This window comes from uncultured Methanobrevibacter sp., assembly GCF_902784195.1.
Taxonomy (GTDB): domain Archaea; phylum Methanobacteriota; class Methanobacteria; order Methanobacteriales; family Methanobacteriaceae; genus Methanobrevibacter.
In genome coordinates, this window is sequence record NZ_CACZTX010000001.1 from 323,149 (window position 1) to 346,793 (window position 23,645).

The 23,645-nt window shown below is 30.7% G+C and carries 20 protein-coding genes; 5 read left to right on the plus strand and 15 right to left on the minus strand.

Annotated elements, in window-relative coordinates; genetic code table 11:
* Positions 1-156: 156 nt before the first annotated feature.
* Positions 157-909, minus strand: a complete 753-nt coding sequence (locus QZU90_RS01450; RefSeq protein ID WP_296855097.1) for an exodeoxyribonuclease III — start codon at positions 907-909, stop codon at positions 157-159.
* Between the two features lie 315 nt (positions 910-1,224).
* Here QZU90_RS01450 and QZU90_RS01455 point away from each other — a divergent pair, with 315 nt between their 5' ends.
* Positions 1,225-1,902 (plus strand): DUF169 domain-containing protein, encoded by a 678-nt coding sequence (locus QZU90_RS01455; protein WP_295605244.1) that lies wholly within the window; start codon positions 1,225-1,227, stop codon positions 1,900-1,902.
* A 103-nt stretch (positions 1,903-2,005) separates the two neighbouring features.
* Here the strand turns inward: QZU90_RS01455 and QZU90_RS01460 are convergent, their stop codons facing one another.
* Together QZU90_RS01460 and QZU90_RS01465 are read right to left on the minus strand one after the other, a co-directional pair.
* Complete coding sequence (locus QZU90_RS01460) at positions 2,006-3,310, minus strand: hypothetical protein (protein WP_296855099.1); 1,305 nt, start codon at positions 3,308-3,310, stop codon at positions 2,006-2,008.
* A gap of 128 nt (positions 3,311-3,438) precedes the next feature.
* Positions 3,439-5,952: a DEAD/DEAH box helicase gene (locus QZU90_RS01465; RefSeq protein WP_295605248.1), complete on the minus strand. Its 2,514-nt coding sequence runs from the start codon at positions 5,950-5,952 to the stop codon at positions 3,439-3,441.
* 274 nt (positions 5,953-6,226) lie between these two features.
* Between QZU90_RS01465 and QZU90_RS01470 the strand changes: the two genes are divergently transcribed.
* From QZU90_RS01470 to QZU90_RS01485, 4 genes are all read left to right on the plus strand, one after another.
* Positions 6,227-8,953, plus strand: coding sequence for a DEAD/DEAH box helicase (locus QZU90_RS01470; RefSeq protein ID WP_296855101.1), 2,727 nt, complete (start codon positions 6,227-6,229; stop codon positions 8,951-8,953).
* Between the two features lie 61 nt (positions 8,954-9,014).
* A complete protein-coding gene (locus QZU90_RS01475; protein ID WP_295605251.1) occupies positions 9,015-9,314 on the plus strand; it encodes a hypothetical protein in 300 nt (99 codons plus the stop codon).
* Positions 9,315-9,321: 7 nt separating this feature from the next.
* Positions 9,322-10,377, plus strand: a complete 1,056-nt coding sequence (locus QZU90_RS01480; protein WP_296855104.1) for a ribonuclease H-like domain-containing protein — start codon at positions 9,322-9,324, stop codon at positions 10,375-10,377.
* A gap of 597 nt (positions 10,378-10,974) precedes the next feature.
* Positions 10,975-11,394 (plus strand): nuclease, encoded by a 420-nt coding sequence (locus QZU90_RS01485; protein WP_295605254.1) that lies wholly within the window; start codon positions 10,975-10,977, stop codon positions 11,392-11,394.
* A 129-nt stretch (positions 11,395-11,523) separates the two neighbouring features.
* Here QZU90_RS01485 and QZU90_RS01490 read toward each other — a convergent pair whose 3' ends face one another.
* From QZU90_RS01490 to QZU90_RS01545, 12 genes are all read right to left on the minus strand, one after another.
* Positions 11,524-14,298, minus strand: a complete 2,775-nt coding sequence (locus QZU90_RS01490) for an AAA family ATPase (protein ID WP_296855106.1) — start codon at positions 14,296-14,298, stop codon at positions 11,524-11,526.
* Between the two features lie 12 nt (positions 14,299-14,310).
* On the minus strand, positions 14,311-15,603 hold the full coding sequence (locus QZU90_RS01495) for a DNA repair exonuclease (protein ID WP_296855108.1): 1,293 nt from the start codon (positions 15,601-15,603) through the stop codon (positions 14,311-14,313).
* A gap of 120 nt (positions 15,604-15,723) precedes the next feature.
* Positions 15,724-17,232 (minus strand): ATP-binding protein, encoded by a 1,509-nt coding sequence (locus tag QZU90_RS01500; RefSeq protein WP_295605260.1) that lies wholly within the window; start codon positions 17,230-17,232, stop codon positions 15,724-15,726.
* A gap of 108 nt (positions 17,233-17,340) precedes the next feature.
* Positions 17,341-18,429 carry a DNA double-strand break repair nuclease NurA gene (locus QZU90_RS01505; RefSeq protein WP_295605262.1) on the minus strand — a complete coding sequence of 363 codons (1,089 nt, stop codon included), beginning with the start codon at positions 18,427-18,429 and terminating at the stop codon, positions 17,341-17,343.
* A 293-nt stretch (positions 18,430-18,722) separates the two neighbouring features.
* Positions 18,723-19,472, minus strand: a complete 750-nt coding sequence (locus QZU90_RS01510; RefSeq protein ID WP_296855111.1) for a geranylgeranylglyceryl/heptaprenylglyceryl phosphate synthase — start codon at positions 19,470-19,472, stop codon at positions 18,723-18,725.
* Positions 19,473-19,877: 405 nt separating this feature from the next.
* The gene (locus tag QZU90_RS01515) at positions 19,878-20,024 is read right to left on the minus strand and encodes a 50S ribosomal protein L40e (RefSeq protein WP_048812436.1); all 147 of its coding nucleotides are present in this window, start codon (positions 20,022-20,024) and stop codon (positions 19,878-19,880) included.
* A gap of 196 nt (positions 20,025-20,220) precedes the next feature.
* A complete protein-coding gene (locus QZU90_RS01520; RefSeq protein WP_296855113.1) occupies positions 20,221-20,739 on the minus strand; it encodes a DUF367 family protein in 519 nt (172 codons plus the stop codon).
* A 99-nt stretch (positions 20,740-20,838) separates the two neighbouring features.
* On the minus strand, positions 20,839-21,534 hold the full coding sequence (locus QZU90_RS01525) for a hypothetical protein (protein WP_296855115.1): 696 nt from the start codon (positions 21,532-21,534) through the stop codon (positions 20,839-20,841).
* Positions 21,535-21,561: 27 nt separating this feature from the next.
* Positions 21,562-21,954 (minus strand): hypothetical protein, encoded by a 393-nt coding sequence (locus QZU90_RS01530; RefSeq protein ID WP_296855117.1) that lies wholly within the window; start codon positions 21,952-21,954, stop codon positions 21,562-21,564.
* A gap of 59 nt (positions 21,955-22,013) precedes the next feature.
* Positions 22,014-22,679: a DUF116 domain-containing protein gene (locus QZU90_RS01535; RefSeq protein ID WP_296855119.1), complete on the minus strand. Its 666-nt coding sequence runs from the start codon at positions 22,677-22,679 to the stop codon at positions 22,014-22,016.
* Between the two features lie 176 nt (positions 22,680-22,855).
* Positions 22,856-23,320: a hypothetical protein gene (locus QZU90_RS01540; protein ID WP_296855121.1), complete on the minus strand. Its 465-nt coding sequence runs from the start codon at positions 23,318-23,320 to the stop codon at positions 22,856-22,858.
* Between the two features lie 145 nt (positions 23,321-23,465).
* Positions 23,466-23,621 carry a hypothetical protein gene (locus QZU90_RS01545; protein WP_292779506.1) on the minus strand — a complete coding sequence of 52 codons (156 nt, stop codon included), beginning with the start codon at positions 23,619-23,621 and terminating at the stop codon, positions 23,466-23,468.
* Between the last annotated feature and the right edge of the window lie 24 nt (positions 23,622-23,645).

A 23,645-nucleotide genomic window follows, 5' to 3' on the forward strand; every position in this document is an offset into this window, starting at 1 on the left:
AATAATGATAAAATTTAAAAAATGAAAATGATTAAAAAAGAAAAATAAAAATAATTAAAAATAGTTAAAAATTGATAAAAATAATTAAAAATAGATAAAAATAATAAAAATTGATATAAATAGAGTTAAATCTGAAAATAAAAATAGGAATTAGAATTAAATGTCTAAAATTAACTCTATTGGAGCATGTTTAGAGCTATCAATTTCATCTAAAATTGTGCATGATTTAACTTTATCTGCTAATGATTTAGAAACAAAGAAATAATCTAAACGTGCACCTTCGTTGTTTTCACGAGCTTCTTGATTCTTCCAGGAAGTGAATTGTTTCTCTTCCTTGTTGGATGATCTGAAAGCATCAACAAAGCCAAATGATTCTAACTTATTTAGAATTTCCCTTTCTTCATCGGTGAAAGTAACTTTAGTATCCAAGTCAGAAATATCCTCTTCTTTATGAGCAATATTAAAGTCACCAGCAATGATAACATCCTTATCCTTAGCCAATCCTGCAAAAGATAATAGGTTATTAAGATAATCAATCTTTTCATTTAATTTAGCTTTAGTACCAGTTCCTACAGGAGCATAAACATGAATTAAAGAGAAATTTTCATAATTTAAGATAGATGCCCTTCCTAATGCATCAGCAGATTCCATAAAGAATCTTCTAACTATACAAGGTTTTTCTTTGGTAAATGTAGCTAATCCGCCAGTTCTAGCGCTTTCTCCTTTTAAGAAATAATATTCATAACCACATTTATCCAAGAATTTTTTATCCATTTTTTCATAAGATGTTTTTGTTTCTTGGAATAATAAGATATCAGCTTCTTTTTCTAAGACTGGATTTACATCCTTGTTTTTTATACGAGTCCTAATACCGTTTACATTCCATGAAATAATCTTTAATTCACTCATTATATTGCTTCCCTAAATTAAATAATAAAAATAAATACAATATAAATTAATTTAAGCCCAAATTATTAATAAATTAATTTAATAAATATTCTTGTTTATTAAAACTATAAACAAATATAATATTGACTTTTAAATCATATAAACTTATTGTAGAATTTAAATTAAAAGTATATAAAAAAAATACAAAAATTTTCATAAGATAATTAAAAAATCTATTAAAACAAAATTCATAATGAATAATAATTCATAACTTTAATATATTATAATTTAGAAATAATTAATTAAATTCATTATGAATAATTAATCGGTGATAATATGGATTATAAAAAGGAAGATAATGAAAAAACTGCAGAAGTTTTAAAAGAGAAACTTAACTTAACTAGACTTCCAGTAGCTATTAAGTTTTTCAATGATGAAAGTGAAATTCCAGATGGTGTTGAAAAAATAGTTGAAACACTTAGACACTGTGAAATGGTTACTAAAGCAGCTGACGGGGCTATATTCTATTCAACTGCTGCAGAACAAAAATGTAAAGGCGGATCAAGTGCAATGGGATTGGAACCTCTCCCACCTAAGATCGCTTCTGGAGAATTCTATTATAATTTAGGTAGGTTTGATAGTGTTGAAACCGCCAAATCAGTAATAGACAATATTCCAAGAAAAGACGAGCAAAGCTTAGGAATCATCTATGCACCTTTAGAAAAAGCTGATTTTATTCCAGATGTAGTTGTTGTTATCACACTACCTAAATTCGGCATGTACATTTCACAAGGAATTGTCTACAATCATGGAGGCAAAGTGGAATCCAGCTGTGCAGGAATTCAATCATTATGTGCAGATGCTGTAAGTGGCCCTTACGTAAGCAATAAGGTTAACACTACTTTAGCATGCAATGGTTCTAGAGGTTATGCTGGTATCGAAGATGAGGAAATCATCATAGGTTTACCTTGTGATAGTCTTAAACCATTACTGGAAGCATTTGAAAATATATAATTTAAGTAATAAAATAAGTTTAAATTTAATATTAATTAGTATAATTCAATATAATTAAATTAATGTTATAAGAAATTATACTAACTCTTTTTTCATTTATTTTTTAAGGAATTGTAAAAACTTGCTTATTTTCTGATTCTTGACCTTTTTTCTTATTGCAGAATGTTCTAAAGTCACATGCACTGCAGGTTCTATCCTCAGCTTCAGCTTTCCAGGCATCCTTAATCTTGCAGCCATTCATTTCCTTTATCAAAGAAGACTCTATATCATTAACGACATTATCAAATTGATATAGGGAATTATCTATCAAATCCTCTTCGACATTAATTATTCTAATGGATCTGTCCATCTTGAACTTGTCTGACAAGTCCCTATGGATAGCTATTTCAGAGTCTTCATTCCAATTCCTTAACCTTAGCCAATCATCTTCACTAATTTGATTTATGGAAACATCAGTTTGATTATTCAATAAATCTTCCTTGATTGCCTTCAAGTCATCATTTGATGGAACCAATTCATTTAAGTAAAAAATAATTCCTACAATCGGCTTATCTGAATTTTCCTGATTTCTCCTAAGCCAAGCATAAGTTAAAATCTGCCATTCATGTTGAATCCAAACCTTATACTTTTCATATTCCTCAGAATCAAAAAGCTCACCATTTTCCATTAATGATTGAATTTTCAATAATTCTTCTTTAGATGGTGCGCTTGGCCTTCTCATTCCCTTATAATCAATGATTATTTCATATTCATTTAATTCATCATCCAATAATCTCTTAAACTCATCATTATTATATAGGTAGCTGATTATGCTGTTAGTTTGGGAAAGATCGAAATAGTCATCTAAAGTTTGTTGTAATGGATTATTATTTGTTTTTTGATAAAACCTATCAACCATTTTTGAACTCAATACATCAACAACACCATTTATGGAATAGTAATCAGAACGGCCATTTTCATCATTCATAGACCTTAATCCTTTTATCAACACTTCCGTATCTTCAATTAAAGGGAATAGATGAGGTCCCCAAAGGTTAATTGAACGCTCTAATCTTGCACTATATATATTATCTTTTGGACCGTAATTATTTACATATTCATATGGAGGGTTTAAACCTTTTACCTTTAATCTTCCGGTAATTAAGTCTTCAATCGGCTTTATTTCCTCTTCCCAGTCCCAAGGGAATGCTAATTGATCTGTATTTGAATACTTTTTCCATTTTAAAAATGCCTCTTCCAATGCCCCATGAATGAATTCTCCAAACCACAATTGAACAGGCATTGAAGGTGGAAGATTTCCCTTGTTTTGATAACGATACTGTAAATTACAAGTTAAAAATGATAATAAATCACCAGTTAAGCTATATTCCGGTATGATATATTCCCTTGATCTAGTTGATAATTTCATTTTTACACCAATCTAATAAATTTTATAATATTTTAATTATCTAAAATTTTATTTACCAATAATATTTTTAATAAATATCAAATAATTTCATATAAAGTTTCATATAATTTACTTAAAAGAACGATTAATTAAATTAAAAATATATTGTCAAAACCTATAAATTCTTCATCCCTATTCCAACCTAATGCAACATTAGGTATTTTCATTTGTTTTTCTTTTTGTTTATATCCATCAATGTTTGGATTTAATCCTACTAATAGCAAAACATCTTTTGCCCTGGAGAATGCAACAAAATACAATCTTGTCAAATCATCAAATGCCATGTCTTTAGAATCCCTATTATTATTAGACAGTGCACTGTATTTTCTTATCCTATCTTGAATAATGGAAGAGGAATCAGCATCTTTAGGGAATCTTAAATTAGCATCTTTAGATAGGTTCTTCTTAAATCTTGATCCAACATCAACAATTACAAGAGGAAATTCCAATCCCTTTGCCTGATGAATGGACATGATATTAAAACGATTTGAAGGAATGACTTCAAATAAATTCTCATCAATCTGCACTCCACCAGTGGCAATTGGAACGAAGATGTTTAGCAATGCCTCATTTATTGATTCCTTTTCCGCTTCCGGTGAAGAAAAATCGATATTTGCTGAATACTTATTAAAGAAACTTGTCTGTGTAATTGTTTGAGTGATTGCCTTCAGATACACTACACCTTCATCATCTTCCTGGAATTCAGGAATCCAACTGACCAATTTATATGCCAATTCCATTAGATTTGCTTTTATAGGCCATTTAAGGTCACTTGATTCATCGGAAGAAAATGGATGTCTTATTTGCCAATGCGTTACGAATTTCTCTAATGAAACCGGTGAATGAGGCTCTGGATTGACATCCTTAATGTATGAATTTGCCTTTCTACGCCAAACATTCATATTCATGCTTGCAGCATTAGGCAATTTATCATTAGTCCTTTGATATTTTGAACTTGGATCTATGCATTCCAACATCAAACCGCAAAATACAGCTACACAATCTATATTCTGCAAATCCTGACCTCTAGGGTTAAATACTTCAATAGGATGCCTAAGCCTTCCCAATTGCTTTTTTAATGCAAAGGTAAATGTACGACTGCCTCTTGCAGTTAGTTCTTTTGGAGAATAAGTTAAAAATGCAATATCTTCAGCAGAACCATCATCTCCAAGTTCAATAACTATTTCATCTTCATTTTCTGCCAAATCAAATCCTTTATCTCTATAATTGATTAAAGTTGTCTTATTGTCTGAATTGAATTTCTGATTATCATCTTTAGTTAAAACTCTTTTAATCTTACGTTTAACTATTCCATTTCTATTTAATTCATCAATGAATTTGGCCAAATCATTGGCAAGAAGCTGCTCATTGTTTCTGAACATGCCTAAAATAGGCACTTGATTTGAATCATCACCATTAATGCTTGGGACTTCAATCTTTGGCTTTTCCTTAACCCTTGCTGATTGGTATTCATCATCCAATTCAACAAAGTCATTGCATAAGTCAATGATATTTTCTGTGGATCTGTAATTGGTTTTCAGATTAACTTCCTTTGCCTCAATACCAATCTTAGCTATTCTTTCAATGAAATTAGTGAATAAATCTACACTAGCTCCTCTAAACCTATATAAAGACTGGTCATCATCCCCTACTACTGTAATGTTTCCCCCATTTTGAATGGCTGATTTAGCAATTTTAAAGTAAATGCTCTCTTGCAATAGGTTTGTATCCTGATATTCATCAACTAAAATGATTTTTATATCATTCAAGAATACATTTAAGCTATCTGAATTCAATCTTCTTAAGAATTCAGTTTCAAGCATTGCAAAATCATAGATGTTTTGGCTTTTAAGTATTTCTGCATATTCTAAAATTAGCTTTAAAGACAATTGCTTTCCTATTTCATTAGATTGAATATTTCTTAAGATATTATTGATGTCTACCATATTGTAGTAAATGTGTTCCTTGATTTCAATCAATATGCTTGCCATCATGGTCAGATTCTTTATTTTAGGCTTTTCTTCAGTATTTGATTGCTTTCCAGTAATCTCTGCCAAATACTCTTGCAATGAGTCATGCTTATATCTGTCATCCTTAAGAAGGCACTCATTTATCATAACTGAATTTGCAACGAAATCCTCAATTAAAATAGGTTGGCTTGTTCCCGCTTGACGATGAATACGCAATAATTCATCTGCAATGCTGTCTATGGTTCCTATATTAATCTGATTGAAATCAATTCTATTGATTTCCTTTATTATGGAATCATCAGTGATTTCACCGCTGAACATCTTATCCATGTAATTGGCTATGAGCTTGTATTTTATCTTGTCTCCCCAACTAAGAATACGTGATAACAGTTCACTTGCGGCCTTTCTTGTAAAAGTGGTTGCCAATATCTCATTAGGTGAAATGTCATCTACAAAAATGAACTTCAATATCTTAAGCACCATTACGGTTGTTTTGCCAGACCCTGGTCCTGCAACAATGAACAATGATTGATCTTTAGGTGATGAAATAGCTAATTTTTGGTCTTCATTTGAAGAAATATCCCTTTCTAAAACATTAACGACTATTTCTTCAAATTCATTATAATCTATCAAATTTACCCCTCTTACATTTTATTAAAATTTTATATATAGTCAAAATCTATAGCCATATCCATAGTCATATCTATACTTATATTAATTTAAGAAATATTTTAATTTTTGTATTTAAATAAATAAACATAGAGCAAATGAAAACTAAAATAAAACTAATGGGAAAAGTTTTATTTAATATAAAAAGAAATATAGGATAAGTTTTATTAAATTTGCTTGACAAATATATATTATAAAACTTTTTACTTATTAATTACTAAATTCTTTAATGATTATTATGACAAGTATGGCTAAAGACAAAGACGAGATGGAAAATATCGACAAGTTTAAAAACGATATCCGTTTTAGAAAAAAAATTGAGCATGTCGAGACCATTCCTGCAAAAGAGGCTAGCTATAAAAAGGTGGATAAATTAGAGAAAAAGATATTATGCTACCTTGAGGAAAGGGAAATAAAGCTATATAAACACCAGGCTTTAGCTATTGAAAAATCCAGAGAGGATAAGAACATAATCATTACAACACCTACTGCAAGCGGAAAAACATTATCCTTCAATTTGCCAGTATTGGAAGAGCTCATTAAGGATAATGATGCTTGTGCATTATACATTTATCCTGCAAAGGCATTGTCTTACGATCAATTGAAGGTTTTAAGGAAATTTGATGATGAATTGGACCTTGACATTCATCCAAATCCTTATGATGGAGACACTCCAAAGGCAAAAAGGTATAAGATAAGACAAGAATCACGGGTCATTCTTACAAATCCCTATCAAATCCATTTGATCTTGCAATGGCATCATCAATGGGAACGCTTCTATTCAAATCTAAAGTATATTGTTATTGATGAAGCCCATTATTACAAAGGAATATTCGGTTCAAATGTTGCATTCCTAATCAGAAGACTAAAGAGAATTGCCAATTTTTATGGTTCAAATCCTAAATTTATATTGTCTTCTGCAACACTTGCTAATCCTTTAGAGCTCGCAGAAAAGCTGACTGGAGAGGAATTTGAATTGATAGATGAAGACAGTTCACCAAGTGGTGAGAAAGACTTTATCCTATATAATCCATATAAGAAATTGCCAGTGCATTCTGATGATGAAAATCTCTCCATACACCAGGAAACTGAAAGGATTTTCCTTTATTTGCTACTCAAAGACATACAAACATTATGCTTCACATCAAGCAGAAAGATTGCAGAATTAATTGCATTATGGACAAAAAGGGATATGGAGCATACTAAAAAACGCTATGTGGATAGGATTTCAGCTTATAGGGCAGGATATTTAGCAGAAGATAGAAGAGAAATAGAAGATGGCCTTAAATCAAGAAAATATTTGGGAGTCACTTCTACAAATGCACTTGAGTTAGGTATAGATGTAGGCAGCCTTGATGCTGTTATCATTTCAGGATTCCCTGGCTCCATGATTTCAACATGGCAACAAGGAGGAAGATCGGGTAGAGGGAATCAAAAATCCCTTGTTATCTTGGTTGCTTTTGAAAACCAATTAGACCAATACTTTATGAAAAACCCTGAATTCTTCTTTGACAAACCTCATGAAAACGTTGTAATCGATTTAAATAATGAAAAGCTATTGAATAATCATATTATCTGTGCTGCTAATGAATTGCCTCTTGCTCCAGAAGAGATTGAAGAGGTGTTTGATGTTGATGAAGATTTCATAGATAATATTGTTCAAAATAGAGACTTGAGAAAGAGTGCTGGACTTTACATTTATCCATATGACGATAATCCTGCATTTGAATTTTCACTTGACCAGATTTCCAATGAAATATTCAGCGTAATGAATGGAAATAATCTGATTGAAAAGATTGAAAGGTCACAAATGTATAGGGAAGCTCATGAAGGAGCTATCTTAATCAATAAAGGCCAGACATACATTGTAACTGATGTTGACTTCAATACTCATATTATAGATGTGATTAAAAGGGATGTTAATGCACATACTATTGCACTTAAGAGAACTCAAACAAAAATCATTAAAAAGATCAAAAAGGTTAAAATCGGAGATTTCACAGTTCATTATGGAGAGCTTGAAGTAGAGGAAGATTATTACAAATACAAAAGAATGGAGTTTTCAAAGACAATTGGAACATACATTCTAGACTTGCCTCCATTGAAATTCAAGACAAAAGGATTATGGTTTACCATACCAGACAGTGTCAAAGAGACATTGGAAGAGAGATTTAAAAATGAAAGTGAAGTCTTTGCAGGAGGTCTCCACGGTGCAGAACATGCTTTGATAGGACTGTTCCCACTTCATGTTATGTGTGATAGGTTTGATATTGGTGGGCTTTCTACCAATTATCATGAAGACACTCAAGAAGCTTCAATTTTCATTTATGATGCATACGAAGGAGGAATTGGTATTTGTGAAAAGGCTATTGATGTATTCAGCAAATTAACCAGTTCCACAAGGAATCTGCTTAAGACCTGTGAATGTGAAAACGGATGTCCTTCATGCATATACTCTCCCAAATGCGGAAATGATAATAAGCCATTGCACAAGAAAGCAACTGAGTTTATTTTGGATTACATGTGGGAAGAGATGAATAAGTTATCTCCAGAGGAATTATCAGCATTGGAAAATCAGGATGTGGAAGATAATATATCATATAATGAAACATACTATAATCAAAAAGATAAAAGAAATGCCCATAATTATTATTCTAATGAATCATTTGAAGAAGATATGCTTGAAAGTGAGGATAAAAGTGAGGATAATAAAGAGACTAACCCTTTAGATGAAGCATATGCGGATGCCCTTGAAGAGTTCAATAAGGGAAACTATAGCATTGCTAAAGAAATATTAACCAATATCATAATCAAGGAAGATAGTGCTGATGCATATTATCTCATTGGAAAAATCCTTTATGAACAAGATGATAAGTTAGGGGCGTTATCTTTTGTAAAAAAAGCCATTTCAATTGACCCTGGACATGAAGACGCTAATGAATTCTTGCTTAAATTGAAACATTAAAATTGAAATAGATAATATATTTATCATAAAAATAAATAATTATATGTAAAAAGGTGATATTATGGAAATCACTGATGAAAATAAGAATGAAATAAAAGACCAAATCAATATAGACATCAACAATATCCTTGAAAAACATGAACTGCCTTACAGAATGGATGGGCTTTCCGTTATGAAAACATCTAAAGGTACCAGTTTTTTAGGAAATGTAAGGGTTCATGATCCAAACAAAGTCAAGGCAGTCAGAGCTGAGATTGAATCCTACTTGGATAAGTTTGGAAAAGTTGTAATCAATTCAAGAGATGTTGTTCCTTGCTGTGAATTGCCATATACTTACATTACATTTCATATAAATTTCTAAAGATACTATGACATCACGTAGAGAAGAGCATGAACCATATCTTGAAAAGATCCTTTCAAATTCATTATCTTCTGCAAATCCATCTAAAGAAGCTTATGAAAGAGGTAGATTGGACTCTCTCACTTATTTTAACAATCTTAAATTCGGATTGATGCATAAATACAAAGATTGGAATTTCTTGGATATTGAAGGAAGCAAAGTCATTGAAAACATCTATGGAGAGACATTGAAAATCACCAGAAAAGAAAAAATAGACTTTTCCTTAGAAAGCAAGAACAAATCAATCAAAGATGACTTAGCCTCAAACTTAAAGCTAATGCCTGGAATAGGATTTCAGACAGAAATGAAACTTAAGGAAGAGGGATACAATACATTTTATGATTTGTTAAACCATCCCAATTATGCAAAGAAAGCAGAACGATTAATAGAAAAAATAGAAAAGGAATGTTTCATAAAGGAATTTAATCTACTTAAAAGCTTAAATAAATATCCTAATTCTAGAAACAGCACAATTAAGGCTTTAAGTTCTCTCGATCCATTCAATCTCAAGTTTATGGATATTGAAACTCTCGGATTGTCAAATGCAGCAATAATTTTAATTGGAATTGCTGAGATAAAAGGGAATTATATTGAATCCAATCAATATTTGCTTAGGAATAAGGAAGAGGAACCTGCACTTATTGAAAGCTACCTTTCCCATATTGATGAAGCAAGCGTTCATGTAACTTATAACGGCGCCCAATTCGATATTCCTTTCATTAAGAACAGAGCAAGATTATATAGAATGAATTGCAATCTTGATCAAACTCATTTTGACTTAATATATCCTGCCCGTAATTTATGGAAAGACAAGCTCCCAAACTGTAAATTAACAACCATTGAAGAGCATTTATTCGGTATCAAAAGGGATGATGATGTGCCTGGAGCTTATATTCCAGATTACTATAGAACCTATTTAACAACAAAGAATATAGGTCCTTTAATCCCTATAATAGAGCATAACCGTATGGATATCGTTTCACTTGCCCATTTCCTCATGAGAATATATGAAGAGTCATTCTAATTTTTTAATAATCCTCTTTTTCCCTTTTTTTATAAAATATAATTTATCCATTTCTAAATTCTAATTGAGTAATAAATTTTTTTTAAATTGTATTAAAGTTATTTAAACATTAATTAACTTAAAAATATTGCCTTAATGAGAATAATAATTAATATTTGTTTCTAGATATCAAAATGAATAGATAAAATTAGATTAAATAAACATTACATTTATAAATAATGAATTATAAAAAATAAATTGAAGATAACCTTTAAGGTAAGACTCTAACTAAGTTAAAGAATAAAAATTAAGTTATTTTTAAAAAAAATGATTATCCCATATAAAAAAACTAAAAATACTTAATTTTTATCTTTCTTTTTAACTGTTTTTAGATTTGATTCATATTTTCATTTTTAGATTATATCCTATTTTTCAAATAAACTTTACTTATTAACTAATCAATAATGAATATCTAACCATCATGCATTTTTTTAATAAAAATTTTTAATTAAGTTGATTTTTATATAAAATTTTTAATATTAAGAAAACAATATAGAATATAAGAATTGAACAAATAAAAAAAAATAAAATTAACTAAAAATAAAAAGGAAGGATAAAATGTTTGAAGAAGAACAAGACAATAAAATCTATAATCTCATCATAACACGTGGAATTGATCAGGAAAATGAATATGGACAATTTACAGAGAAACTATACTCTAAACCTGACTTCCTATGGACAGAATCAATGGCAAAGGATTATGCTCCATTTGGTGAAAGCTTCTTTAAGAAAGTAGATGTTATTGTTGTTTTATCCGGAATTTACAATTATAATCAGATGTATATCGACATTTTAATTGAAAAGGCAGAAGAATTTAACATTCCTATACTTTTAGTGCGTCCGTATGGTATGGAAATAGTTCCAGAAGAGCTTGAGAAAAAAGCAAAGGCAGTGGTTGGATGGAATGCAAACTGCATTGTAGATGACATAAGATCAATTGTCAGTGGAGATTATGACGAATTTTGTGATGATTTTTAATTAAATCAATTCCTTCTTTTTTTAAATATTAATAAAATCAGCTTTTTTTAAAGTAAAATAAACACAATATCAAATAAAAAAAAAAAAAAATAGGATAAGTAAATGAATAGATTACTTATCTAAAAATATTTAGCTATTGATTTCAACATTGGAAATGCCATCTTCTTTTATTACTCTAATCAATGTATCGGCAGCATTTTCCAATTCATCATCATGAGTAACTATTAGCATTTGAGGAATTACAGACATACTACGCAGTACACTAATCAATTCTTGTCTACGATAACTGTCTAAATGAATTGTTGGCTCATCCAAAAGGATTGTTTCAATATTTCCTTTAGACATTGCCTGTGTGATTCCTAACCTTAATGCAAGAGCGATAGCAATTTTTTCACCACCACTAACCATATCTATGTTAGCTTCACCTTCAGGACCAAAAATGGAAATGTTATATTCATTGTCCAGTATAAGGTCAGAGTAGTTGAAATTGAATTTTTCAAAGAATTCCCTTGTATACTTCTGAATCAATGGTCTTGACTGGCTTCTTAAGTCGCCTTGAATACCATCCTTACCATATAATGTTCTTAATTCCTCAAGCAATGAATAATATTCCTTAATTGCAATGTACTCTTCCTTATTCTTTCTATTATTTTCAATGGTCTTTTCTATTGTACCTATTGTAGTATCATATATAGTTATATTATTATCATTAACTGCAATAAGTTGAGATAATTTATTGAATTTTTCATTCAATCTTTCAATTAAAAAGCTCATGTAATTATAGTTCTCTTCATTGTAAGGAGAAGTCTCAATTGCTTTATTAATCTCTTTTATCTCATTTTCCTTGGATTCAATATCTTTCTCATTGACTTTAATCTTTTCTTCATATTCCTCTTTACCCTTAATGGATCCAAGCAAAACATGATATTTGCTGTCTTTTTTAGTCAAGTCATCAATTAATTCATCCAGTGTTTCTTCAGTGATTTCCAATGAGAGCATTGAATCTGAGGCAATGAATGCTTTTAGCTTTTCACTTTCACTATTGATTTTCCCTGCAATGGTGTATAATTCATCCCTGATTTTAGATTCATCTGGAGCTGATTTAAGAAGAGTAGTTGCTTCCAAGTACTTCTTGTTATGGGATTCAAGCTCTTTGAACTCATTGTTTTTGGATTCAATAATCTTATCCAATTCCTCAAGCTCTTTGATCTTGTCCTGAAGTTCATTTATTTTAGTGTTTACAGACTCCAAGCTAAGATTGAATTTATCCAAATCACCAACAATATGCTTATTCTGATAAATCTTTGTTTTAATTGAGTCAAGCTTCAATAAATTAGCATCTTTTAATGATTTCTCATTATTTAATTTAACAAGTATTTCATTATTTTCATTTATCTTCTTGGAATCATTGGATATAGTTTCCTCATACATATCAATCAGTTCATTCTTCTTATCTTCACTGATATCTGACTGACAGATAGGGCATTTATTTTCAACCTTTTGAATATCAGACAATGGTTTGTCAAATGATTTTATCTCTTGCTTTAAAGTAATGATTTGATTATTCAACTCATTTATCTCAGAATCAATACCTTCAATTTCAGTTCTGAGAGTGGTTCTTTTAGCCTCAACAATGCTGTCTAAATTAGTTAAGTCATCATTGCTTTTTATTGGAGCTATATTTTCATCAAAGAGTGCTAAAACGGAAATTGAATCATTAGAGAACTCTTCTAAAACTTTATTGTTATCTTCAATATCCTTGATTAAGGTTTTTCTCTCATTTTCCAATTCATTTATGCGTTTTAACTCAGCAGATAATTCTGCTTTCTTATTGTTCAATGCTTTGATTTCACCATCCAATCCAATGAACTTTTCATGATTTTCCTTTTCAGCATCAATAGTTGATTTGTATCCTTCAATTTGAACTAATTTCTGCTTATTGTCCTTTTCATCATCCTTAAATTTGTTTAAGTTGTTTAAAGACTCTTTAAAGTCCTTATAGATAGGAAGCTTTTCAGTGGAAGGCTTCAAGAGATTCATTTCCTTTTCATTTCTTTGGATCTCATCATATTTTTCTATTAATTCTGCTTTTCTTTTCTTCATTCCTTCTAAATTAGTATTTTCATGAACAAGTTTTAATTGAAGAGCTTCAAATTCTGATTTTTGCTTGTCCAATTCTTCTTTTTCCTTATTTTTATCCTTAATATCCTTATCGAGAGCTTCATAGTCAGCTTTTAGAGCTTTATTTTTTTCAGATAATTCAAATTGCTCTTGTTTAGCTTTTTTAAGCTCAAAATTAAGTTCTGATTCGCTCTGAATCCTATCTTTCAAGATAGCTTTTCTAGTCTTATAGTCTTCACTGATCCTTGGAAGATTTTCATATGCCTTTTCCAGTTCTTCAAGCTTCAATAACTTACCGATAAGCTTTTTACGAGTGGCAGGTGTCTTGTCGATTAAATCAGCTATTTCACCTTGCCTAATATGAATTGCATTCAGGAATGTTGAGGAGTCCATGCTTAAAATGATTTCTATCTCATTGTCAACAGCCTTGTTTCCAGAAGCAATTATCTCTTCATGGCCATTAGTAATCTTATATAATTCTGATGTGGATTTTGAGGATTTGGCTAAAGTAACACTTCTTTCCACTCTATATTCATGATTGTTTGTATAAAAGGTTAATTTAACCATCATTTCTATCTTATCGCCTATGTTCTTATTGGATCTGACTAAATCTGTGATGGTTTTAGCACTGTATACCTTAAACAATGCAAATGTAATTGCTTCAAAAATTGAAGACTTTCCAGCCCCATTTTCTCCCACAATAAGGCTAATGCCTGGACTGAATTCCAATGTAGTGTTAGCGTGGGACTTAAAGTTTTTTAATTCTAGTTTTTTAAATATCATCATATCACCCAATTAAAAATCATCAAAACTCATTTGCTTGGAATTTGACTTTTCTTCAACGGTTGCATCTTTGGAATTGTCCATATTCCTATCCAAATAATCATCTAAACTATCTGACTCGGAATTTCCTAAGTCCTTGCCATTCATCTCCTCATCATTGAAGTAATAGTCTTTGTAAAACCTATCAGAAATCATTTGAGCATCATCTATTCTGCCTACAGATAAATTATCCAATAAATCTACAGATAATCTATTCACTTCTTCCCTACCGTATTTCTCATTGACTTTTAGATGCAATAATGACCTTGGATCCAATGTCTTATCAAGGTCAATTTCAATTTCATCAATTAGAAGCTTATCTGGCTTAAATGTTGGTCTAAGATTCAAGACATGCTCTCCTATTGTATTCTTAATTGCCTCATAAACATCAGCGCTTTCAAAATCTCCACCAACAACACTTAAATCTATCATAGGCTTATTATCTAAAGATAGAATCTCTTCTTTTAATTCATGAATCTTCTCATCAAACTTATTATAATCGATAATTTCCTTATAGAACTTTCTTGGGAGATCTATTTTAACTCTTTCTACTTGTGGAGTATCATAACTTAAATCAACTACGACGAATCCTTTACCAAACTCCCTATAATTATTATTGGATTCGGAATTTCTCCATATTTCCATAGATCCTGGATAAACCAGTTTTCCTTTACCGAAATCCTCTTCAACATAATTGTGTACATGACCCATAGCATAATAGTCAAAATTCTCTGGCATTTGGGACAATTCAATTTCATATGTGTCCTCATGCATCCATTTATCAATTCCTTGGTGAGATACCAATATTGATTTAAGGTATTTATCTGCAATTCTTGACAATTGGTCATACCTCTCTTTCAATGCCCGTCCCTGTGAGCTTGGCATATAAGGAATACCACAGATTAAAACTGCCCCTTCATTATAAAGAGGATTATCAGGACTGATTAAATTAAGTCCTATATCCTTAAATAAGACCTGTGGAGGCAAAGCGTCTTTTCTTAAAATTGAATCATGGTTTCCAGCTATTGCATAAATAGGTATTTTTGCTTCTTTCAATCTAAGCAAAGCCTTTTGAAATGCTAGCAATGCTTCTGTTGAAGGGCGATTGTTATCGAATAAGTCTCCACTGTGAATTACAAAATCCACATCCATTTCAATTATCTTATCAATGTTTCTAGCAAATACATCATAAAAGTCCTGTTCACGTTCCAAAATACCAAATTGCCTATACCCTAAATGACTATCAGACAAATGTGCAAATCTCATATATTATCACCCACTTATTTTTTTTAAATTTTTAAATCACTGTATAATTATAATTTATTTTCTAATGGATACAAGAAATTGGATTAATAGTTTATAAATCTTTTTAAAATTTATAAATTATCAGTATCCTCCGCCTAAACTGTTGAATTTGCTTAATTCTTCTTGTAAAGCTTTTTCTTCATCTTCCTTTTTTGATTGCCATTGCTCAATGATATTTAAGTCTCCGCCACGTTGGCGTCCTTTGAATTCATTGATCTTTACAAGGGTTGGAACCTTGGTCATAAGGCCTAAAACCAATGCTTCCCCTATGTTAAGTGAAGGGAGCTGTTTTACCAAATCTTCACTAAGGCTTTCACTTGCTGTTTGAACATGCTTTTGGTCTTTTGGCTCCACTAATCTAAGTATAATCATATTGTTGGCTTGTGATAATGTTTCCCCATCAACAGATTTTGGAGATTGGCTAACTAAACAAAGACCTAAACCAAACTTACGCCCTTCTCTTGCTATACGTGTAATCCAATATTTACTGTCCGGATTCCTGCTTTGAGGAGCTAAGATATGTGCCTCTTCAACCACAAAGAACACTGGGAATGACAAAGCATCACTATCATTGTGCCTTACATATTGCTTTCTGCTTCTAAGAGACCTTCTAAGGACATGTGCTACAAGAACTTCAGCAGTATTTTCATCCACTTGACCTAAATCAAGCACATTTGCCATTCCAGGTTTTATTTGAGTAAGGAAGTCACCGATATTAACATTCAATAATTTATCATATTTTACATTTAAATCCTCAATTTTATTGATTACATCCATGATATTCTTCTTATTGCCCGGGTCATAGTCCTCATCATTATACCAATCATCTAAAATTTTGTAAAGCAATTCAATAAAATCAGCAGTGCTTGCTGTTCCTTCACGGACTAATTCCCTTGCCTTATTAAATGCTCTTCTAAAGTACCTTTCCTGAAGGGGAGCGGATCCAGGAATTTTAGCTAATTTTTTCATCTCTGAAAATTCCATATATTGAGGATTTATCATTGGTTTGATTACATTGACATTACCATTAGTAAATTCCGCATCAACATATTCTGAGTGCATATCAAAGATTAGCATGCAACCGTTGTACTCTAAAAGACCATCAATGATTACAGAAACTGTGTTTGACTTACCTGCACCAGTCATTGCCAGAATTGCCAAGTGACGAGAAACCATCTTATTGATGTCTACACCCACTTCCACATCTTCATTGTTTATCAGATGACCAAGCTTAAGAGAGTTTTCAATGTGGAAGATCTTATCTAAAACTTCACTAGGAGCAGGATAAATAGGTGTTCCAGGAGGTGCAGGGGTACGTGGCAACTTTAAATTGTCATTCACATCACCAAGAATGGATATATTGCCCTTAATGTAATAGTCATCACCTTCAATTTCCCTTATCTTTGCAATTGTATCAGGATCATATATTTCATTATTCAAGGAAACGCTTCCACGAACCATTGATTCTATCATTCCTAAAATGATTTTTCCATCATATTCAAGTGTTACGTATTCACCTACTTGCGGCATTTCTTTTGAAATGAAACTCACTTCAATAAGAGATGTTTCTCCTATGCATCTTCCAATCATTTTTAAACCTCTAAACTCAATTATATTTGTAATATTTAATTTTTTTATATTATAAACTTCAATAAAACTTAATTTCGATTATTAATTATCTTATAGGGACTATTTATCCTAATTTAACATTTCACGACCTGACTTATCCAAAAATCCGATTATTTTAGACAAGCTATTCATATCCTGATTTGAAATAACAACATCCTTATGCGCTTTCTTTAGTAAAAATGGATATCCTTCTGTTGAATTTGACTTTAAAACCTTTAAAACTTCCCTTATATCATCCAAATCTTTAGTGTAATAAGGCAATTCTATTTTAATTATGTTCTTATTGTCATCAAGTCGTGCAAAGAATATTGTAAACCAAAGCTCCCTAAAGAACTCGTTTTCGATTGGGAAATCATGCTTGGTTTTATATGTTACCTTTCTGTGATAAGGTTCACTGAATCCTTGTTTTCTTGTCATTCCATCTAAAATAGCCATATCTGGTATATTTGCATGGAATATTTCATTGCTTGATGATGTTTTGGAAATGGCTATGATTTTCTCTTTATTTTCTAAAAGATATTTTAAGGCAATCAAGTTTTCCAAACTCTCCAAGAAGGTTATTAAAGCATATTCATCAATGTTTTCATCTTCAAACAAGTCTTTAAACTCTTCTTTGAAATTAAATGAAGATAGATTTAATTCATTGGATTGTATTTCAGATTCCAGCTTTTCCTTGACTTGAGCTATTATTCTTGATTTGTATTCCGGTGCAATGCTCTTTTCTACAGGAATTGGACGGATTAAATCGCCTAAAATAGATCCATCATCCATATAATAATCTATATCAAAGTCATTGAATGTCTTTATTGCAGTCTTTATCTCAAATATGCTCATCATATTTCTCAATCTTTCCTCCAAGAATGATTGATGAGGTATAATATCAAGCTCTGCAGATTCAATTGCCTTTAGTTTTGATTCTGTATCATTTGGATTATAAATGAGAGATTGTGCAGCCACTGCATAGAAATTGAAGCTGAGATATTTCTTTTTGTTATAGCTTCCATCACCAGCAGCAAGAATAGGATTTGAATCACTTGAAATAATCTCCTCTTCATGCCATTTGGATTCAATGTCTATTTCAGATTCCTTATATTCCTCCAAAGGTTCATTGATTAATCCTTTTTTTCTAATAGCCTCTGTATATAACGAATTTAACATGATAAAACCTAAAAATTATAATTTTTTCTTAATTTCAAAAGCATATTTATTATATATTAAAATATTGATTTAATCTTATAAATTATTTTATTATAAATTATTTCATAATTAAGTATATTTATTAAATATATAATTAATTTTTAGAAAGAGCATTTGAAAAATAATTATTTAGTTAAAAAATTGTTAAAAATAGATAAAGAATAGTTATAATAGATGAAAAATTGTTAAAAATAGATAAAAAATAGTAAAAATAGATAAAAATAGTAAAAAAAGAGAAAAAAGAAATAGTTTAATTATTCAGAAGCCTTACGAACTCCTGCTACTATCTCTTGGATTTTACCTTTAACATCTGAAGTTTCCTCTACAACAGTACCAGTAACAATGATGTCTGCACCAGCTTTTGCTGCAGTATAAGCTGCTGTTGCATCACGGATTCCTCCACCTACTACAAGAACAATGTCTTGGGTAACTCTTTTTGTATAAGCAACCATTTCAGGAGGAATAGGTTGATCTGCACCAGAGCCTGCTTCAATATAGAAGTATCTCATACCTAAGTTCTCAGCTGCCATAGCATAAATCGCAGGGATTTTTGGCTTGTTTCGTGGGATTAATTTAGCATCTCCAACCCAACCGACAGTTCCACCAGGTTCAGCTACAACATAACCCATAGGAATCTTTTCAATTCCAGTTTTATTAACTGCAGGTGATGCCAATGCTTGTGCACCGATAATCCAGTAAGGATTGTTTGAATTTAAATAACTCATGAAGAAGATAGCATCTGCATATTTGCTTGCACCATTGATGTTTCCTGGGAACAATACAATAGGCAAATCAATGTTTTCAGATAATGCCTTACAAGTTCCGTCAAGTGCAGCAGTATCTACAGTGGAACCTCCAACCATAATACCATCACTGCCACCTTCAATTGCTGCTTTAGCAATAGATACAGCTTCTTCTGGGCTTTGTTCATCAGGATCGATTAAAGTTAAATGAATTTTACGAGTTTTTAATATTTCCTTAAAATGAGCTTCTACATTTTCCATATAATCACACAATGAATTTTAAATATAGTTAATTAAAGTAAATTAATTTAGATTATTTAGTTTAATATAAGTTAATTTTTTAAATAATCTATTAATTACATATATTTATTAACTTATTAGTATTTAAAATTAATATCGCTTTTTTAAAAATTTTTATAATAATTTCAAAAAAGGATAAGTTAAAATTAGTAAAATTGATAAAAATAGTTGAAACTATATAATTAGTTAAAATTAGTAAAATTGATAAAAATAGTTGAAACTATATAATTAGTTAAAATTAGTAAAATTGATAAAAATAGTTATAATTATAAAATTAGTTAAAATTAGTTTTTAAAATAAGAAATTTAATATAAAAATCTAAAGAGAATAAAAATTCTCTTTTAAGTTTAAAGGGATAGATTGAATCTATCCTCTAGGTTCTTTTGCTTTGAATCTTAAACCTTTGTAACCACATTTTCTACAAGTAGTAGCTCCAGCAGGATTACGTGCATTACATTTTAAACAGATTTTTACATTAAACATTCTGTTTTCTGCTTCTTCAAATCTTGCCATTAACAATTCCTCCATATCTTATTAAATTAATTGATCAATATAACTTAAATAGAAATTCATGAAAAAATTCTAGAGAAATAATTCATTAAATTCATAATAAAAGTTTAAAAGAATAAATTATGAATTACAACAGCATGTAATCATAACTATTAATAAAATATATTAATTTAATACTATATAAATGTTAGGTTTATTATTACCTTTGATGAGCCTTTAAGAACTCATTTTGTATTCGTACTACCTCTTCACTTGTTTTTACATCACTGTAAGCTTCCAATAAGTCATAATTCATTTCAATGAAGGAATGACCCCATTTGAAACCATCCATGATATGATGTGCCTCATCTTTAAATCCGGTTATGTAAAATGTAGCTGCAATCGCTTCATTTGTAGACAATATGCAAGGCTTTCCGAAATTTACGGGATTTGCAGCTATTAAAAAGGGAAGAGATCTGTGATATCTTGATAAACTGAAGAAACTTGCAGACTTTGACACCTTATTCCAGGAACAGTCAAGTCCTACAATTCCCTTATTCTCAACAAGGGGCCTATCCTCATAGGAAACTGCCTTTTCGGAAAATGGATTAAGGACAACTGCACCACGTGGAATCTGGTGTATCTTATAGACTATTTTGCATTTTCCTTGCTTTTCCATTTTAAATGCTGTGCATTTCCTTTTATCACATTCATTAGCATGAAAAACAGTTACTTTCATAAATATCACTTAAACTTAACCATTCATTAAAAAAAAAAGAAAAATCAACAGAATAACTATTTAATTATTCTGTTCTCTTAAATTAATTATTTATTTTATTTATTGAAGTTTACTAGGATCAATGGTTCCATTTAAAATTCCGTCCACATAATCCTTATTGAATTTAAACTCCTCATCTGACATGCCCAATAAATCAGACATTTCAGGAGCCTTTTTAGCATCTTTAAATTTAATGCTTTCAACTAAAGGACCTATGTAATCCTTATACAATGGACAGAATAAGGTACCGTCACATTCGGTTTTGTTATCATAAGCCATTACATTGATTGTATATGCAGTTCCATTGATATCCGCTTCACAGATATAGACGTTTATTGTATTGTTTGTATCGTTTCCAGATGTTTTATTATCAGTCACATTGTTGTCTGGAACAGCTTGTGAATAGAATATTTTCCAAGGTTGACCATTGTAATTCCTTACTTCAGGAGCACCTAATCCTTGCAATTGATAAACATCTGTGATAAAGTTTCCATCCTTTACACAGGTCATATTATAGGTTATATTATTTTCATTGTCACTATAGGAATCTGTCCAACCTTTAGTTGAACCATTATCCTTGATTTCATTTTGAATCACTTCACCATTGAATGTGCCTGACATGAATTTATTGTCAAAATCAGTGGAAGAATCGAAAAGGTTCATTCCAAACAGTTCAAAAGCTGAAACGGCACCTAATGAACTTATGACAATTGCAAGCACTGCAATAGCAAATATTGCTGTTTTTTTACTGTTCATAGTTATCCTCCATGAATATTTTAAAGACTAGGAATCTGCCAAAGTGAAATTAGGCCTAAATTTAGAACTTCTCTTTAAATTCTTAAGTTCCACTTTAGTAGGACATTTGTATTCCTCTAGCATTAGAATCTTATAATCGTAATCAACCTGCAATGAATCGTCTTTACCGTCAATAAGGCCTCTGAAATTTGCACCTACCCAACCGGTTCCACCTATATCATAGTTTATTCTATCAATAGGATTGAAATTTTCAAAGAACATCTCTAACTCAATTGTTCTTTCCATAGGAGCTTTATAATGAATAGCCATGACCTTATTTGAATTCATTCTGATCTTTATGAATTTCTGGTCCATTTTCAATTCATCCCCTTCTCTTACTTTCTTAATGGTAAAAAATGGATTTATATCATTTTCAGGCATATTTTCACCTCATCTACGTTTTCTTCTTTTTATAATCATAATAATCTATTCTTTTAAACTTAAAGGTTTTCTTCTTGTTTTTTATAATCGTAATAACCTATTGTTTCAAGAACTTTTGAAACGTCTACCTTTGTTTCAAAGCAACCAGAGGTAGATAAAAGAACCCCTTGAGGAGCAAAATCTGATAAGGCCATCATGGTTTGATTCAAGTCCACATGACAAGCCACTCCAACAACAGACTTGAACTTGTTCTGCTGAATAATTTTTTTAACAAAACTGGAACCCGGTACGGTAAATACCCTATATCCCATTGGTTCGGCCTTTGCCTTAATGACACCAATTGCACATTTACCGCAGTATGTGCATTGAACACCAGTTTCCTTTAAGCTAGCTTCACAATGAGCAGACCTAAGGCAGTGTGGCAATACAATGATCTTGTCTTCAGGAGCTATCTTTTCGAATTTAGCCTTATTGACCTTGTTTCTTACTTCAATTCCAATATTGTCAACCAATGAATCATCAAGCCCTAAAAGGTTTGCAAAACTCTTCAATGGAGAATAAAACACATTTACAATAAATATTATAACTGATGGCATTACCAGTTTATTTCTCCTTACTAAAATTATTCCTAAAAGAAGTCCTACAATGAGTATAACCACTATCAGGAATATTAAGAGTACAACTCCTTCACCGATTAATTGGAATGCTTGTTCATGCAATAACATAATTTTCAATTCTATAATTTTTAAATAAATTCATTTAATACTATTTTATTTTATATATATAAAACTTTTTAAAATAAAATTATAAATATTAAAAAAAAATAAGATATGGAATCTTAGAAAAGATAATCTATTTTTTAAAAAAATAAATAAATAAATAAAATTATTAATAAAAATGCTTAAAATGGCTCAATCTTATAGTTCTTGACTTCCCCTTCAATAACAACACCATCTTTGGATTTGACTATATTCAATCCTGATAAGCTGTCACAGGAGCATAAGATATCCTGTTCAGGGTGTGTTCCAGGAACTATTCCACAGTCTAATCTAACGTTTTCACCAACAGACAATACCATTTTAAGACGTTTTGATGATGGATGATCCTTTGGAAGGACAAGTATAGGTGACTCTATATCCCTTGTAAGATAAGCAAGAGACCTTATTCCCTTTTCATACTTTTCACCTAAATTAAAGGAGGAAACAGCTATTAAATCATCTTTTTCAAGATATTGGACAATCTCATCACTGTCTGGAGTTCCTATAAACAGCATCTTATCCTCTCCAGCCTTAACTATTCCAACCATACCGCTTTCACCAAGCAAAAACAGTATTTCATCCTTTGTAAACTTGATTTCTGTTTCCATGATAATCCCACATAATCGATTTAATAATCTAAATCAAAATCAAACCTAAAATAATCTGCAATAATCAAAAAAAGTATAATAATTCAATAAAAAAAGTTAAAGAGCAAATTAATATTTACTCTTAACACTTAAAATAGCAATAGGTTTATTCTTGTGCTTCTACATTGTCACTTTGACAGGAAGGACAGATAACCTTTTTACCTAATCCTTTAAAGTCATTTCCACAATCTAAGCATTTATATTTCTTTGTTTTCAATTTTTTCATTGAAAGTTCAGCCATTGGGCCTCCAGAACTACACATAATATCACCTTTTATTAAAACAGT

Excerpts from the sequence above, each read along its gene's own strand:
- QZU90_RS01450 (WP_296855097.1), bottom strand. The coding sequence starts at position 909 with ATGAGTGAATTAAAGATTATTTCATGGAATGTAAACGGTATTAGGACT.
- QZU90_RS01455 (WP_295605244.1), top strand. The coding sequence starts at position 1,225 with ATGGATTATAAAAAGGAAGATAATGAAAAAACTGCAGAAGTTTTAAAA.
- QZU90_RS01460 (WP_296855099.1), bottom strand. The coding sequence starts at position 3,310 with ATGAAATTATCAACTAGATCAAGGGAATATATCATACCGGAATATAGC.
- QZU90_RS01470 (WP_296855101.1), top strand. The coding sequence starts at position 6,227 with ATGACAAGTATGGCTAAAGACAAAGACGAGATGGAAAATATCGACAAG.
- QZU90_RS01475 (WP_295605251.1), top strand. The coding sequence starts at position 9,015 with ATGGAAATCACTGATGAAAATAAGAATGAAATAAAAGACCAAATCAAT.
- QZU90_RS01480 (WP_296855104.1), top strand. The coding sequence starts at position 9,322 with ATGACATCACGTAGAGAAGAGCATGAACCATATCTTGAAAAGATCCTT.
- QZU90_RS01485 (WP_295605254.1), top strand. The coding sequence starts at position 10,975 with ATGTTTGAAGAAGAACAAGACAATAAAATCTATAATCTCATCATAACA.
- QZU90_RS01490 (WP_296855106.1), bottom strand. The coding sequence starts at position 14,298 with ATGATATTTAAAAAACTAGAATTAAAAAACTTTAAGTCCCACGCTAAC.
- QZU90_RS01495 (WP_296855108.1), bottom strand. The coding sequence starts at position 15,603 with ATGAGATTTGCACATTTGTCTGATAGTCATTTAGGGTATAGGCAATTT.
- QZU90_RS01500 (WP_295605260.1), bottom strand. The coding sequence starts at position 17,232 with ATGATTGGAAGATGCATAGGAGAAACATCTCTTATTGAAGTGAGTTTC.
- QZU90_RS01505 (WP_295605262.1), bottom strand. The coding sequence starts at position 18,429 with ATGTTAAATTCGTTATATACAGAGGCTATTAGAAAAAAAGGATTAATC.
- QZU90_RS01510 (WP_296855111.1), bottom strand. The coding sequence starts at position 19,472 with ATGGAAAATGTAGAAGCTCATTTTAAGGAAATATTAAAAACTCGTAAA.
- QZU90_RS01515 (WP_048812436.1), bottom strand. The coding sequence starts at position 20,024 with ATGGCAAGATTTGAAGAAGCAGAAAACAGAATGTTTAATGTAAAAATC.
- QZU90_RS01520 (WP_296855113.1), bottom strand. The coding sequence starts at position 20,739 with ATGAAAGTAACTGTTTTTCATGCTAATGAATGTGATAAAAGGAAATGC.
- QZU90_RS01525 (WP_296855115.1), bottom strand. The coding sequence starts at position 21,534 with ATGAACAGTAAAAAAACAGCAATATTTGCTATTGCAGTGCTTGCAATT.
- QZU90_RS01530 (WP_296855117.1), bottom strand. The coding sequence starts at position 21,954 with ATGCCTGAAAATGATATAAATCCATTTTTTACCATTAAGAAAGTAAGA.
- QZU90_RS01535 (WP_296855119.1), bottom strand. The coding sequence starts at position 22,679 with ATGTTATTGCATGAACAAGCATTCCAATTAATCGGTGAAGGAGTTGTA.
- QZU90_RS01540 (WP_296855121.1), bottom strand. The coding sequence starts at position 23,320 with ATGGAAACAGAAATCAAGTTTACAAAGGATGAAATACTGTTTTTGCTT.
- QZU90_RS01545 (WP_292779506.1), bottom strand. The coding sequence starts at position 23,621 with ATGTGTAGTTCTGGAGGCCCAATGGCTGAACTTTCAATGAAAAAATTG.